The sequence below is a fragment of the Streptomyces sp. NBC_00080 genome, from assembly GCF_045041255.1.
Classification (GTDB): domain Bacteria; phylum Actinomycetota; class Actinomycetes; order Streptomycetales; family Streptomycetaceae; genus Streptomyces; species Streptomyces coriariae.
This window is the reverse complement of record NZ_CP108235.1, coordinates 1,423,537-1,437,305: the sequence shown is the minus strand read 5'-3', so window position 1 is coordinate 1,437,305 and position 13,769 is coordinate 1,423,537. Positions and strand designations below refer to the sequence as shown.

The 13,769-nt window shown below is 72.3% G+C and carries 12 protein-coding genes; 3 read left to right on the top strand and 9 right to left on the bottom strand.

Features of this window, described 5'->3' with window-relative positions:
• Window positions 1–225: 225 nt before the first annotated feature.
• Window positions 226–1,086 carry a TIGR02452 family protein gene (locus OHU34_RS06390; RefSeq protein ID WP_142267307.1) on the top strand — a complete coding sequence of 287 codons (861 nt, stop codon included), beginning with the start codon at window positions 226–228 and terminating at the stop codon, window positions 1,084–1,086.
• On the opposite strand, the gene OHU34_RS06385 is transcribed toward OHU34_RS06390, so the two are convergent.
• The 4 genes from OHU34_RS06385 to OHU34_RS06370 all read right to left on the bottom strand — a co-directional run bounded on the left by OHU34_RS06385 (window position 1,071) and on the right by OHU34_RS06370 (window position 4,865).
• A complete protein-coding gene (locus OHU34_RS06385; protein ID WP_142267308.1) occupies window positions 1,071–1,517 on the bottom strand; it encodes a type II toxin-antitoxin system PemK/MazF family toxin in 447 nt (148 codons plus the stop codon). The genes OHU34_RS06390 and OHU34_RS06385 overlap by 16 nt on opposite strands.
• A gap of 45 nt (window positions 1,518–1,562) precedes the next feature.
• Window positions 1,563–3,044, bottom strand: coding sequence for a flotillin family protein (locus OHU34_RS06380; protein ID WP_405765277.1), 1,482 nt, complete (start codon window positions 3,042–3,044; stop codon window positions 1,563–1,565).
• 154 nt (window positions 3,045–3,198) lie between these two features.
• On the bottom strand, window positions 3,199–3,417 hold the full coding sequence (locus tag OHU34_RS06375) for a hypothetical protein (protein WP_020127564.1): 219 nt from the start codon (window positions 3,415–3,417) through the stop codon (window positions 3,199–3,201).
• Between the two features lie 26 nt (window positions 3,418–3,443).
• Window positions 3,444–4,865 carry an amidase gene (locus OHU34_RS06370; protein ID WP_230196673.1) on the bottom strand — a complete coding sequence of 474 codons (1,422 nt, stop codon included), beginning with the start codon at window positions 4,863–4,865 and terminating at the stop codon, window positions 3,444–3,446.
• A gap of 259 nt (window positions 4,866–5,124) precedes the next feature.
• Here OHU34_RS06370 and OHU34_RS06365 point away from each other — a divergent pair, with 259 nt between their 5' ends.
• Window positions 5,125–6,513 (top strand): glycoside hydrolase family 43 protein, encoded by a 1,389-nt coding sequence (locus OHU34_RS06365; protein WP_405765274.1) that lies wholly within the window; start codon window positions 5,125–5,127, stop codon window positions 6,511–6,513.
• 57 nt (window positions 6,514–6,570) lie between these two features.
• Here the strand turns inward: OHU34_RS06365 and OHU34_RS06360 are convergent, their stop codons facing one another.
• From OHU34_RS06360 to OHU34_RS06345, 4 genes are all read right to left on the bottom strand, one after another.
• Window positions 6,571–7,911, bottom strand: a complete 1,341-nt coding sequence (locus tag OHU34_RS06360; RefSeq protein ID WP_405765271.1) for a DUF3500 domain-containing protein — start codon at window positions 7,909–7,911, stop codon at window positions 6,571–6,573.
• A gap of 166 nt (window positions 7,912–8,077) precedes the next feature.
• Window positions 8,078–9,592: a sensor histidine kinase gene (locus tag OHU34_RS06355; protein ID WP_405765268.1), complete on the bottom strand. Its 1,515-nt coding sequence runs from the start codon at window positions 9,590–9,592 to the stop codon at window positions 8,078–8,080.
• Entirely contained in the window at window positions 9,589–10,314 is a 726-nt protein-coding gene (locus OHU34_RS06350) for a response regulator transcription factor (protein ID WP_142267313.1), read from the bottom strand. The genes OHU34_RS06355 and OHU34_RS06350 overlap by 4 nt, the downstream gene beginning before the upstream one ends.
• A gap of 155 nt (window positions 10,315–10,469) precedes the next feature.
• Window positions 10,470–11,591: a PP2C family protein-serine/threonine phosphatase gene (locus OHU34_RS06345; protein WP_142267314.1), complete on the bottom strand. Its 1,122-nt coding sequence runs from the start codon at window positions 11,589–11,591 to the stop codon at window positions 10,470–10,472.
• A gap of 640 nt (window positions 11,592–12,231) precedes the next feature.
• Here OHU34_RS06345 and OHU34_RS06340 point away from each other — a divergent pair.
• Window positions 12,232–13,050 carry an SGNH/GDSL hydrolase family protein gene (locus tag OHU34_RS06340; protein ID WP_405765265.1) on the top strand — a complete coding sequence of 273 codons (819 nt, stop codon included), beginning with the start codon at window positions 12,232–12,234 and terminating at the stop codon, window positions 13,048–13,050.
• 71 nt (window positions 13,051–13,121) lie between these two features.
• Here the strand turns inward: OHU34_RS06340 and OHU34_RS06335 are convergent, their stop codons facing one another.
• The gene (locus OHU34_RS06335) at window positions 13,122–13,664 is read right to left on the bottom strand and encodes a DUF1707 domain-containing protein (RefSeq protein ID WP_230196679.1); all 543 of its coding nucleotides are present in this window, start codon (window positions 13,662–13,664) and stop codon (window positions 13,122–13,124) included.
• Between the last annotated feature and the right edge of the window lie 105 nt (window positions 13,665–13,769).

Here is a 13,769-nt window from a genome sequence, read left to right as displayed (position 1 = left end):
CTCGAACGGATCCGCACAAGGGTACACAACCGTACATTCGGGACCGAGTTCGAGCTGTTTTCCGGGCGTTCCCGACCGGTCCGCGGGGCGTTTCCCGGCCCGGAAAACCCTGTTGCACGCGATGTCCAGGATCGCTCACGATGCGTGTATGAGCACGACGGGGGAGACGGGCGGGGCGCGGGAGACCGCGCGGCGCGCGGCCATGGAGTCCACGGGGGTGGCGCCATGAGCGCGCGGCTGCGCGGCATCGCGCGGGAGACGGAGGAGATCGTCGCGGCGGGTCGCTACGGCGCGTCCGACGGGCGCGAGGTGTCCCTCTCGGCGGCGATCGACGCCGCCCGGGCGGGGACGCGGATGGCGGGACCGGGACCGGTCGAGGTGCCGGAGGGGCCGGCCGTGGACTCCGCGGCGCGATCCTTCGGCGACATGTTCGTCGAGGTCACCGGCGAGAGCAGCCTGGAGGCGGCCCGCCGGCTGGTCGGCGGCGGTCCGGTCGCCGTGCTGAACTTCGCCTCGGCCCGCAATCCCGGCGGCGGTTACCTCAACGGGGCCCAGGCACAGGAGGAGGCCCTGTGCCGGGCCTCCGCGCTGTACACCTGCCTGCTCGAGGCCCGGGAGTTCTACGACCACCACCGCGCCCACCGCGACCCGTTCTACACGAACCGTGTCATCCACTCACCGGCCGTGCCCGTCTTCCGCGACGACCGGGGCCGTCTGCTCGACGAGCCCTACGGCGTCGGCTTTCTGACGGCCGCCGCCCCGAACGCGGGCGTGGTGCTGCGGACCGTCCCGGAGCGCGCGCCCGAGTTGCCGGGCGTGCTGGCCGTCCGTGCCGGGCGGGTCCTGGAGACGGCCGCCGCGCACGGCTACCGGCGCCTGGTGCTGGGCGCGTGGGGCTGCGGGGTGTTCCGCAACGACCCCGCGCAGGTGGCGGGGGCGTTCCGGGCGCTGCTCGGACCCGGTGGGCGGTTCGAGCGGACGTTCGAGCATGTGGTGTTCGGGGTGCTGGACCGGACGCCGGGAAGCGTGGTGCTGGCCGCTTTCGAGCGGGTGTTCGGCCGGAAGAGCCCTCAGGTCCAGCCGTAGCGCTCGTGCAGGCGGTGCCGGACCAGGTTGAACCGCATCCGGTCCAGCGCACAGGCCTCACGGCGCATGCCGTCCTCGTACAGACGCAGGACGCGGTCGACGTCCACCCAGGAGTCCCGCCCGGACCGGTCCCAGGGCCCGCTGCCGATCGGCACCCACTCGCGGTCGCCGTCGTGCCGCTTGCTCGACAGCTGTACGGCGAGGAAGGTCCCGCCCGCCTCCCGGGCGACGACGAGCACCGGGCGGTCCTTGCCCCGGCCGTCGTTCTCCTCGAAGGGCACCCAGGTCCACACGATCTCGCCGGGGTCCGGGTCGCCGTCGTACGCGGGGGAGTACTCGGTGCGCACCCGGCCCACCTCGCGGGGGTCGGCCTCGGTGGTGGCGGAGGGGCCGGAGCGGCCCGGGACGTCTTCATCGGTAAACGCGGTCACGGGGGCACCCTAAGGGTTGCCCCCGTGACCAGGTTTGTCAGCGGGTCACTTCTCCTCGACCGGCACCCGCTGCGCAGGCGGGCTCGCTACGCCGTTGAGCGGCGAAGTCCCGTTCTCGGCATGCCCGTTCTGGTTCATCGAGGCGAGCAGCTGACGGGCCAGACCGAGTCCCGTCCCGCCCATGGTGAGCGCCTTGGCGAACACGTCCGCCATACCGTCGGCGCCGTTGAGCAGCACCATGTTGTCCACGTTGCCGAAGGCGGACGCGCCCGCCTTCACGATCTCCGGCCAGTTCTCGGCGAGTTGCTGGGCGACGACCGCCTCCTGGTTCTCGGCCAGCGCGGCGGCCCGCGCCTTGATGGCCTCCGCCTCCGCGAGGCCCTGCGCCTTCGCCGCCTCGGCCGCAGCCAGACCCCTGGCCTGCGCGGAGGCCGCCTCGGCCTCACCGGTGGCCCGGGTGGCGGCCGCACTGGCCTCGCCCCGGGTCCTGGTCGCCTCGGCCTCGGCGCCGGCGGCGGCCTTGACCCGGGTCGCCTCGGCGGCGGCCGCGAGTTCCGTCTCCTTCGCCTTGGCCTGCGCCGCCGAGATCCGCGCGTCGCGCTCCGCCTCGGCCAGCGTGCGCTTCTCGTAGGCCTGCGCGTCCGCGGGCTTGCGGACGTCCGCCTGGAGCTGCTGCTCGCGCCGCTGCGCCTCGAGTTCGGCGACCCGTGTCTCCTGGACGACGACCTCCTGCCGGGAGGCCGCGTCCGCGAGGGGTCCCGCCTGACGGGCCCGCGCGCCCGCCTTGTCGCGCTCGGCCTGGTAGCCGGCCTGGAGGATCTCGCTGTCCCGGGTGGCCTCCGCCATCCGGGCGAACGAGGCCTGCTCCGCCTCCGTGGCGAGACGGTTCGCCTCCGCCTGCGCGATCCGCGCGTCCCGCTGTACGGCCGCCGCGTGCGGCATCGCCATGTTCTTGATGTAGCCGGTCGGGTCCTCGATCTCGTGGATCTGCAGCGAGTCCACGATCAGGCCCAGTTTCTCCATCTCGGTACCGCAGGCGGCACGGGTCTGCCCGGTGAGCTTCTCCCGGTCGCGGATCATGTCCTCGACCGTCAACCCGCCCACGATGGACCGCAGATGACCGGCGAAGACGTTGTGCACCCGCTCCGACATCAGCTTCTGCTGGTCGAGGAAACGCCGGGCCGCGTTGGCGATCGACACGAAGTCGTCGCCGACCTTGAAGATGACCACGCCCCGCACCTTGAGCGGGATGCCCTGGTGCGTCACGCAGTCCACGTGCAGTTCGGTCTCGTTCAGGTCGAGCGACAGCTTGCGCACCACCTGCACCCCGGGCATCACCATCGTCCCGCGCCCCGTGACGATGCGGAAACCCATGCCCGCCTCGAGGCCCTCCGTGCGGTGGTTGGAGCCGGAGATGACGAGTGCCTCGTTGGGTTCAGCGACGCGCCACATCATCTTGAACAGACCGATCAGACCGAGGACGGCGACAACCGCCACCCCCGCAACGACGCCGACAACCATCGGCATACGCCCCCTTTTGATGGTGCCCTTTCGGCACCGAACGAAGGGAGTCTGCGCCTGCCCGGGTCAGGGTTGAAGACGTCGGCGAATCCTTGTTGCAATCTTGACGCTTACGTTCCCGAAGACGTACAGAACCGCTCTCACCTGCGCCGGGACGGGCTCAACTGTCGTACGCCCGGGTGACGTAGACCGTCCTGGGCGGTAGGTGCTCCACCACCATCACCACCGTGCCGGACTCGATGCGGCCCGTGCCGTCCGCCGGGTGCGCGAGGAAGTGTTCGGCCCCGCCGCGCACCCGGACGATCACCTCGCCGACGAGTCCGGGCCCGATCGTCCCGGTGACCCGCCCCATGAGCCCGACCATCGACGCATCGTCCATGGTCACAGGGTACGGGCGGAACCCGCTCATCCGGCCGGCGAGTCCGCGACCGCTTCCCGCGGCCAGTGCTCGTGCCAGCGCAGCTCCGCCTCCAGTTGGGCGGCGAGCGAGATCAGCAGCGGCTCGCTGTTCGCCGGGCCGAGCAGCTGTGCCCCGACCGGCAGCCCGCCGGGCGCGAAGCCCGCGGGGACGTTGACGCCGGGCCAGCCCAGCACGTTCCACGGCCAGGCGTAGGGGCAGGCGGCGATCATCGCGCGGTCGGTGGCGAAGCCGCTCAGGTGCAGCATGGCCCCGATGCGGGGCGGCGGAGCGGCCGTCGTCGGCGCGAGGATCACGTCGTACTTCTCGAAGAAGCCGCCGATACGGCGGTGCAGCACGGCCTCGGCCCGCCGGGCCGCCCGCAGCGGGACCCCGCCCAGCAGCCGGCCCAGCCGGGCGGCGCCCCGGGTGCGCCGGTCGAGAAGCTCGGGGAACGGGGCCTCGGCGACCCGCTCGGCGATGCCCGCGGTCGCCCTGGGCACGAAGGTGAGGCCGATCTGCCCGTACGGCGGATCGGCCTCCTCGACGGTGTGCCCGAGGCCCGCCAGCCGCTCGGCGACTTCGAGGACGCGGGCGCGCACCTCGGGTCGCAGCCGGGCGGGTACGGCGGTGAACGGGGGCTTCAGCGACAGCGCGATCCGCAGCCGGCCGGGGTCGCACCGCACCGCCGCCGAGGCGTCGACGGCGGGCGGCCGGTGCGGGTCGTGCGCGTGGTTGCCGCTCGCCGCGTCGAGCAGCAGCGCCGCGTCCGCGACCGTACGGCCCAGCGTGCCGTTGACCGTGATGCCGTGGAAGGACTCGCCGCGTGGCCAGGTCGAGACCCGGCCGCGCTGCGGCTTGATGCCGACCAGATGGGTCCAGGAGGCGGGGATGCGGACCGAGCCGGCCCCGTCCGAGCCGAGCGCGGCCGGCACCAGACCCGCCGCCACCGCGGCCGCCGAACCGCCGGAGGAGCCGCCCGGGGTGTGCTCGGTGCTCCACGGGTTACGGGTCGCGCCGAAGGCCGGGCCCTCGGTGAACGGCCACTGGCCCAGCTCGCAGGTGTTGGTCTTCCCGACGATCACGGCCCCGGCCGCGCGCAGCCGGCGGACCGCCTCGCCGTCCTCGGTGACCGCGGCGTGCACGCCCTGGCAGCCGAAGGCGGTCGGCTCGCCCGCCACGTCCATGTCGTCCTTGACGGCGACGGGGACGCCGAGCAGCGGCCGTCGGCCCCCGGCCGCCAACTCCCGGTCGGCCGCGTCGGCTTCGGCGAGCGCGGCCTCGGCCCGGACGATCCGGAAGGCGTTGAGGGTGCCCTGGCTCGCCTCGATCCGGGCGAGGGTGTGCTCGACGAGCGTGCGGGAGGACACCTCGCCCTCGGCCAGCGCGCGGGCGGTGGCGGTCAGGCCTGCGGCACGGTCGGGCGTCATGCGGGCACCTCCGGGACGACGATGTCTACCGCACGGTAACGTCTGGCGGCCCGGCGGTGGAACGGCACGCGGGCGGAAGGGGTTTGCCCGTCCGCCACAAGGGCGGCGGCCGTCCCGCCACAGACGTCCCACAGGCATCGTCCGTTCCTGCGCAAAGGATTGACGTGTTCCTGCCTCACCCCTACCTTCTGATCGACTTTCCGAACTTTGTTCGGAATATCGAACCGCTGGACGTGCCTTGAGCCGTAGGAGAGCCGCCATGACGCCCCGTCCCCCCGCCCCGTCCCGCCGTGCCCTGCTGCGCGCGATGGCCGTCCTGCCCGCCACGGCACTCGTGCTCGGCGAGGCGCCCGGCCTGCTCGGCACGGCCCTGGCCGCCGCACCGGCCGCCGGTTCGGCCACCCGCTACACGATCGTGCCGTTCCTCAACAGCAACGACGGAACGGTGAACGTGTACCAGTCCGACGACGCCACCGACTTCCGGCTGCTGCAGTCCTCCGCCTACACCCCGCCGAGCAACCGCATCCGCGACGCGAGCGTCTTCAAGCACACCAACGGCTACTACTACGTCACCTACACGACCCACACCTGGCAGGACGCCAGCACCACCATCGGCTTCGCCCGCAGCTCCGACCGGGTCAACTGGACGTTCCTGTACGACTACACGGTCCCGATCGTCAACCTCTCCCGCGCCTGGGCGCCGGAGTGGTTCGTCGACAGCGACGGCAGCGTCAACGTCATCGTGTCCTGCTCCGTGACCAGCGACGAGTGGATCTTCACCCCTTATCTGCTGAAGGCCACCAACTCCGCGCTCACCGCCTGGACTTCACCGGTCGCCCTGTCCGGCATCGGGCCGAACCACATCGACACCTACATCGTGAAGGTCGGCTCGACCTACCACGCGTTCACGAAGAACGAGACGGCGAAGTACATCGAGTACGGCACGGCGTCGAGTCTGGCCGGTCCCTACACGATCACCAGGACCGGCGACTGGGCGGGCTGGGGCAGCTACCGCGAGGGCCCGTCCGTCATCCAGCTCGACAACGGCGCCTGGCGGATCTTCTTCGACGGCTACGGCGACGGCAACTACTACTACAGCGACAGCTACGACTCGTTCGCCACCTGGAGCGCGCCCAAGGCGCTGCCCGGCATCTCCGGTACGGCACGCCACTTCACGGTCATCAAGGAGACGGTGACCGGTGGCCCCGCCCTCACGAAGAACGCCACCCGCTCCTTCCGGTCCGGCAACTACACCACCCGGTACTGGCAGGAGCAGTCCGCGCTGCTCAACCTGCCCGTGGTGACCAGCTCCAGCACCACCGCCGAGAAGCAGGCGTCCACCTTCACCGTGGTGGCGGGCCTCGCCGACGCGAACGCCTACTCGTTCCGCGACGCCGCCGGAAACTACCTGCGCCACTACTCCTTCCGGGGCCGCTTCGACGCCAACGACGGCACGGCGTCCTTCGCGAAGGACGCCACCTTCATCGCCCGGACGGGCTCGGCGAGCGGTTCGGTCCGCTTCGAGTCGTACAACTACCCCGGCTACTACCTGCGCCACTACAACTACCAGCTCCGGGTGGAACAACCCGACGGCACCGACCTGTTCCGCCAGGACAGCTCCTTCGTGGCGGCGACCGCCTGGGCCTGAGCCGGTGGACCGGGCCGGGACGACGGGGCCCCGGCCCGGTGGCTCACCGGTACGACCTCACCGGTGGTGCGGCGACGTCAGGTAGTGCTGCCTGAGGAGCTCCTTGCCGTAGTCGTTGCCGTTGGGGGTACGCACGACGGAGTGGACGTGCTTCTGGGTGGCGCCGCTGCCCTGGCTGGCGCCGTACGCGCCCGCGAGGGGTCCCGGGGCCTGGCAGTCGACCTCGATCCAGACGACGGGGCTGTGGACGCGGACGTAGAAGGCGTCGTCGTCGCCGGTGCCGCCGGCCCAGGTGACGTAGGTGTCGTCGACGTGCTTGCGGACCTCGGCCAGCGTCACCTTCGCCACATCGGCCTTGGCCCGCCCGGTGAAGGCCTGCACGATGCCGAGGAGCTTGGTCTTCTGGGCGGCGGTCAGGGCGTTGCCGCGGATGCCGGTGTACTCCTGGACCGCGTTGTCGCAGAACGCGCCCGCCTTCATCGACTCGTTGGACTTGGTGGAAGACTCGATGGCGACCGCCTGCTGCGCCGCGCTCAGGGAGTTGATGAAGGCGAGGCCGGCGACGACCTCCTCGTGGCAGACCGTCACCGTCTCGCCGTCGATCTCCATCGAGGTCGGCTCCGAACCCCAGAAGCAGGGGCTCATCACGACCTGGTCGCCGAGGACGAAGTAGTTGATGACCAGGTGGTGGCCGTCGAACTGGAAGCCCCAGGGCTCGGTCGCCGACGGGGTGCCCATCACGGTCCAGTAGTAGGCGTCCTCGTTGAAGGAGTTGGTGTTGCCGATGGCCTCGCCGGCCGCCTGGTTGATCTTCCGGATCTTCTCGGTGGTCTCCAGGCCGTCGGCGCTGAGCGCCGACTTCAACAGAGCCGTGCCCAGGGCCTTCTGGTCGTCGCTCAGGTCGGCGAGGGACACGCCCTGGCGGGCGTAGGAGTCGACGTTGCTCCACAGCCGCCACTCGGTCGAGCGGACCGTGAACTGCGTCGAGGTCTTCTGGGTGTCGCTGAGCCCGGCCAGGAAGGCGTTCGCGGCGGCGACCACCGGGGCGGTCCTCACGCCCGTGGAGTGGATCGTGAACAGGTCGTCGACCCGCGTGCCGTCGGTGGTGAGGCCGAAGAAGTCCTCGGTGATCGACTGGTTGCCGGGGCCTCCGGCGCCGCCGCCCGGACCCCCGCTGGGCGCGCCGCTCGGCACCGCGCTCGGATCGGCGGCGGCGGTGGTGGTGGTGGCGTCGGCCAGCGCCGCCCAGGCGCCGGCCCCGCCCATGGTCGCGACGGCCGTGGCACCGCTGGCGAAGAAGACCTTGCGCATGAAGTTGCGGCGGCTCGCGTGAGCACGGCGGCCGGCTTCGGACTGGGTCTCGTGGGCCGTCGGTTCACCGGAGTCGAGCTCGGTCATCGTCGCTGCTTCCCTTCGTCAGGGGCACGTCCCCGCTGGACGGCCGCCGGGTGATCACTCTGGGGGAGCCGGCTGAGGCAGGCCTGAAGCGGTGACCGGGCGGCCGTCGCAATCGGTGCGCGCGGGGCCTGCGCACCCGGTCCGAACTGCGGTTCTGTGAGGGTCCTTAGAGTTGCGGGGAGGACGGGGCGGCGGAGCGGCCGGCCGTCGGAAGCGTCACCGAGAACTCGGTTCGCCCCGGTTCGCTCTCCACGTCGATCCGGCCGCCGTGTGCCTCCGTGAGGGCCGCCGCGATGGCCAGGCCCAGGCCCGTGCCGCCCCCTTCGCCGGGCATGCGGGAGCGGGAGCCGTCGGCCCGGGTGAACCGCTCGAAGATCGAGGGGAGCAGGCCGGGCGGGATGCCCGGACCGTCGTCCCGTACACGAATCACGCATCGGGCGGTCTCCAGCGACTCCACGACGACGGTGACCTTGGTGCCGGCCGGCGTGTGCACACGGGCGTTGGCCAACAGGTTGGCCACCACTTGATGGAGCCGGGACGGGTCGGCGACGACCGTCACCGGCCCGTCGAGGCGCAGCGCGAGCTGCCAGTCGTGCTCGCCTCCCGCGGCCTGCGCGTCCCAGACGGCCTCCGCCACCAGCGTCGCGAGGTTCACCTCGGTCCGCCGGAGCGGCCGCCCCTCGTCGAGGCGGGCGAGCAGCAGCAGATCCTCCACCAGACCGGTCATCCGGGCCGACTGGGCGCAGACGCGACGCCAGGCCAGCTCCGGCGCGATCGTCCGGTTGCCGCCGTTCATGTACTCGGCGTACCCCGCGATCGAGGCGAGCGGTGTGCGCAGTTCATGACTGGCGTCGGCGAGGAACCGGCGCATGCGTTCCTCGGTGCGCCGACGTTCGGCGAGCGAGGACTCCACGTGGTCGATCAGCTGGTTGAGCACGACGCCGACCTGCCCGGCCTCGGTGCCGGGGTCGGTGTCCCGCGCGGCGACACGGGCGAGGACGGCGACCTCGCCCCGGTCCAGCGGCACCCGGGCGACCTCGGCGGCGGTGGCCGCGACCCGGCCCAGCGGGCGCAGCTGCCGGCGTATGACGACGGCGGAGGCGCAGGCCGCGGTGGCCGGTCCGACGGCGGCGATCGCCGCCTCGACGACGACGAGACGGTCGATCACGCGCTGCACGTCGGTCATCGGGAGCCCGGCCAGGACGGGCACCCCGTCGCCGCCGAGCGCGGTCACCCGGTACGTGCCGAGACCGGGAAGGTCGCGGGTGTGCAGCGACCCGTCCGCGGTGATCCCCTGCAGGGCGGCACGCTGAGCGGCGGTGAGGACCCGCTGACGGCCCTCCTCGGTCACCACCTCGGCGGCGATGATCTCCCCGTCGGCGAACCGGGCCGCCAGGGTGCCGGCCGGCTGCCCGCGTTCGTTGAGGAACCCCAGATCCGTCGCACCGCCCGTACGGCGCTGCAATCCGCCCTGGCTGCGCTCGGCGGCGTCGGTGACACGCTGGTCCAGGTCCCCGAGCAGATAGACGCGTTGGACGAGGACGGTGCTGAGCGCCATGACCGCGCACACGGCGACCAGGGTCACGGAGACGAAGAGCACGAGGCGCACCCGCAGGGACCGCTGGCCCAGACCGGTGCCGGACGGGCTCGCCCCGCGCCGCCGGCCCGACAGGACCGTCATGCCCCTTCGTCCGCGGCTCTGATCGCGTACCCCGCGCCGCGCACGGTACGGATCATCGGCGTCCGCCCTTTGTCGATCTTGGCGCGCAGTCCGTAGATGTAGACCTCGACCAGGTTCCCCTCGCCGTCGAAGGAGGCGTTCCAGACGTGGTCGAGGATCTGGGCCTTGCTGAGCACCTGGTGCGGGTGGCTCATGAGGAACCGGAGGAGGTCGAACTCCTTGGTGGTCAGCGGGACCGGCACTCCGCCGCGCCGCACCTCGCGGGTGCTCTCGGCCAGCACGAGATCGCCCAGCACCCGCACGGGACCCTGGTCGGCGCTGTCGCCGGGGCCGGACCTGCGCAGCAGACCGCGCAGCCGCAACACGACCTCTTCCAGGGAGAACGGCTTGGTCACATAGTCGTCCGCGCCGGCCGACAGCCCGTCGATGCGGTGCTCCAGGGCATCCCGTGCGGTGAGCATCAGCACGGGCAGCCGGGTGTTCTCGCTGCGCAGCCTGCGCAGTACCTCGACCCCGTCGACGTCGGGCAGCATGCCGTCGAGGACGACGACGTGCGGGGCGCAGTCGCGCGCGATGCGCAGCGCGCTGCGTCCGTCGGCCGCCGCGAAGGACCGCCACCCCGCCTCGGTCACGGCGGCCGACAGCAGCTCGGTGAGCTCGGGCTCGTCGTCGACTATCAGCACGCGAACCGTGCCTGTACGGGTACCGGGGACGCCAGACATGGCTCGACCCTCTCTCCGTTCACCATGAGGAGCATGTGCGCGAGCTGAGCGCGCGCCATGGGATGGACGAGGCGGGGGCCGGACGAGGCAGGGGGCGGACGAGGCAGGGGGCGGACGAGGCAGGGACGGACCGGCCGCCGGGCCGGCGGCCGTGTTCAGTGACGCGGTGACCGGCGGACGGTCAGCACGGCGACGTCGTCGTGCCGGTGGTCGTACCCGGCGTACGCGCGGGCGTCCTCGTGCAGGGCCAGGGGCAGCTCGGTGGGGGAGAGGTCGAGGTGCTGCAGCAGACGCTCGTCGACCGGGTAGAAGGTGCCGTCGTGGGCGCGGGTCTCGGTGAGGCCGTCGGTGGTCAGCACCAGCGTGGAACCGGCCGGGAACGCGAACCACCCGACCGTGGTGGGTTCGGCGGCCAGGTCCGCGAGCCCGAGCGGGACGCCGGTGTCCACCGCCGGCGTGGTGACGGCGCCGTCGTGCACCAACCGGGGCGGAATGTGCCCGCAGTTGACGAACTGCGCCTCCGCGCCCGCGTCGACGCCGATGATCAGGGCGGTGACGAACCGCTCGTCGTCGCCGGTCTGTTCGGCGTAGGAGTTGTGCCGGACGACCGCGGCGTCCAGGGCGTCGACGAGCGCGGTGAGCGTGGGCTCCCGGTGGGCCGCCTCACGGAAGGCGCCGATGACGGCGAACGCGGCGCCCACCGCGGCCAGCCCCTTGCCCTGCACGTCCCCGATCAGCACGCGCGTGCCGAAGGGCGAGGCCACGACGTCGTAGATGTCGCCGCCGACGAGCCGGTCCTCCTGCACGGGTTCGTAGACGCCGTTGACCAGCACGTCGTCCGTGAGCAGGGGCAGGGGGTGCAGGATGTGCCGCTGCATCGCGGCGGCGGTGGAGCGCAGCCGCAGCATCTCGCGTTCGCGCGCGATGCGCCGGTGGCAGGCGTAGACGGAGGCGGCTCCCAGGGCGAGGGTGAGCAGCACCAGCAGCGCCCGGTCGAGCCACCGGCCGTTGTCGTCGGCCCGTACGAGCAGGGTGAGGGTGACGAACAGGGTGGTCCAGGCGGCGACGAACTTCGTCTGCTGGACGGTGCACAGCGCCGACGCCGTACCCGGCAGGAAGACCAGCAGCCCGAGGAGCCACACCTCGGATCCGGACAGGACGCCGAGCACCTCCACCAGGACCGTCACCGACAGCACACCGACGACCGTCTCGGCGTTGCCCGGGGGCTCGATGGCTTCGAGGGCGTCGGCGGGGCGCGTCCGACGAGGACCGGTCATGGGAACTCCCGCGCAGGTGGTGATCTCTCTGTACTTTAGACAGGTCCTCGGCCCGGGTGGGTGGTGCTGTCGGCCGGGGAGCACGTCGGCCCCGGACGCGCGACGCGGCCGGGGCTTCCGGAACCACCAGGGCCCCCCGGCCGCAGCAGCGACAGGGGCAAGGGCCGGGGCCGGGACGGAAACCCGGGTCGCGGACACCGCAGCCGGCTCCCGACAGGGCCCGCGCCGCGCCTCGTCCAGACCGCACACGGCCGGGAGATCGGCGACGAACTCCCACTCCGGCAGCCTGTCCCGCGACAGCACAACCTCCCGCGGCGGCCGCGCCGGCGGCCGTGCCGATGCCGGGCGGGCCAGCCGGGGAGCGGCGCCGGAGGCGGGGGCTGTACCGATGCAGGATCAACGAATTCCTGTCTTTCCGGGCTCGGCGGCACGACACTTCCCCGCAGCGGCGCGCAAGCGTTCAGAGGTCTCCCGGCCTCTCCTGAAGCCAAGGATGTTATTAGTCATTTTATTGACTATGATGAGGTGGCGGACGAGGCAAGGGGGGCTCCGGCAACTGCGCGGCTCCGCCTTCGAGAACGGCCACCGGGACGGGTGCCTGCGGATCGCAACGGTCCTGCGGAAAGGCGGACGACGACTCATGCCGAGCGGTGCGTACCTGCGCTACGTCGCCCTGGGCGACAGCCAGACCGAAGGACTGGGCGACGGCGACGACACCGTCGGCCTACGCGGCTTCGCCGACCGGTTCGCCGAGCACCTCGCAGTCCTCGACCCAGGCCTCCGATACGCCAATCTGGCCGTACGCGGACGTACCGCCGGCCAGGTCCGCACGGAACAGCTGGGACCTGCCCTGGCCCTGCGCCCCGACCTGGCCACCGTCGTCGCCGGGGTCAACGACCTGCTCCGGCCGCGGTACGACGCCGCGGAGGTGGCCGGGCACCTGGAAGAGATGTTCGCCGCGCTCACGGATGCCGGGACCCACGTGGTGACACTGACCTTCCCCGACATCGCGAAGATCGCGCCCCTTGCCCGGCCCCTCAGATCCCGCGTGGCCGACCTCAACACCCGCATCCGCGCCGCGGCCGCCCGTCACGGCGTCACGGTCGCCGAAACCGGCCGGCACGCCGTCACCACCGACCCCCGGCTGTGGACCGCGGACCGACTGCACGCAAGCGCCCTCGGCCACGAACGGATCGCCGCAGCCCTCGCCCAGGCCGTCCACCTGCCCGGAAGCGACGACGCCTGGACACTTCCTCTCCCGCCCCAGAGGGTCCCCTCGCGCCGGCAGGCCGTAGGAGCCGAACTGCGCTGGGCGTCCGCACACCTCGGCCCCTGGCTCGGACGCCGTCTGCGCGGCCGGTCCTCCGGCGACGCCCGCACCGCGAAACGCCCCCGGCTCCTGCCCGTGCACGCCACGCCCGACCCCGCGGCGGACACCGGCCGACGCCCGTCCCCGTAAGGGCAGCACGGCCGTCGTGCCGGCACGGACCTGGCGCCCGACACAACCTCAACGCCGTGCGTGGGGGATCTTCAACGCCGTGCGTGACGGATCTTCAGCCGTCCGAACCCCATGGCCCCGGAGATCCGGATCCTCGGACCGCCCCCGCGGGGACTGCGCGGCGCCCGGTACCGCGTGTCCTTCCACCCGGTGTGCAGCTCCTCGTACTCGACGATCGCGTCGCGCGGCACCGTGATCTTCGCCCGGCCGGTGCCGAGCCGCAGCTCGATGTCGACCACCGGATGCTCGACGACCGCCCGCGACAGGTCCAGACGCACACTCGCGAAAGCGGACTCGACCTTGAGGAACCGCGGTACCCGCCATGCCCCGCTGCGCTTGATCCGTCCGCCGGCCGCGGCGATCGTGGACGTGGTGCCCGCGTTCTCCTCCGGCAGCGAGGCCAGCGCCGCCACGAGCTCGCCGTGCGTGGTGACGGTGAGCACCCGGTGCAGGCGTTCGTCCAGATCCTCGTGCGAGAGGTGGCCTTCGGCGTACGCCTCCCGCAGGCGCCGTACCGCCGTGTCACGGTCCTCTTCGCCGATCAGCGGCGGCCGGTCGTCCGGCAGAGCGGTCACCCTTTCACCCTACTGCCGGGCCGGCGACCCGCACCCGATCCCGCCGCGCCCCGCGGACCGTACGGCCGCCCGGCGACGGACACCGCGGCAGCCGACGACGCGTCG

What these genes read in the sequence shown, in the direction of transcription:
- OHU34_RS06355 (WP_405765268.1), bottom strand. Translation starts at nt 9,592, where the DNA reads ATGACGGTCCTGTCGGGCCGGCGGCGCGGGGCGAGCCCGTCCGGCACC.
- OHU34_RS06390 (WP_142267307.1), top strand. Translation starts at nt 226, where the DNA reads ATGAGCGCGCGGCTGCGCGGCATCGCGCGGGAGACGGAGGAGATCGTC.
- OHU34_RS06375 (WP_020127564.1), bottom strand. Translation starts at nt 3,417, where the DNA reads ATGGACGATGCGTCGATGGTCGGGCTCATGGGGCGGGTCACCGGGACG.
- OHU34_RS06345 (WP_142267314.1), bottom strand. Translation starts at nt 11,591, where the DNA reads ATGACCGGTCCTCGTCGGACGCGCCCCGCCGACGCCCTCGAAGCCATC.
- OHU34_RS06360 (WP_405765271.1), bottom strand. Translation starts at nt 7,911, where the DNA reads ATGACCGAGCTCGACTCCGGTGAACCGACGGCCCACGAGACCCAGTCC.
- OHU34_RS06340 (WP_405765265.1), top strand. Translation starts at nt 12,232, where the DNA reads ATGCCGAGCGGTGCGTACCTGCGCTACGTCGCCCTGGGCGACAGCCAG.
- OHU34_RS06380 (WP_405765277.1), bottom strand. Translation starts at nt 3,044, where the DNA reads ATGCCGATGGTTGTCGGCGTCGTTGCGGGGGTGGCGGTTGTCGCCGTC.
- OHU34_RS06350 (WP_142267313.1), bottom strand. Translation starts at nt 10,314, where the DNA reads ATGTCTGGCGTCCCCGGTACCCGTACAGGCACGGTTCGCGTGCTGATA.
- OHU34_RS06370 (WP_230196673.1), bottom strand. Translation starts at nt 4,865, where the DNA reads ATGACGCCCGACCGTGCCGCAGGCCTGACCGCCACCGCCCGCGCGCTG.
- OHU34_RS06365 (WP_405765274.1), top strand. Translation starts at nt 5,125, where the DNA reads ATGACGCCCCGTCCCCCCGCCCCGTCCCGCCGTGCCCTGCTGCGCGCG.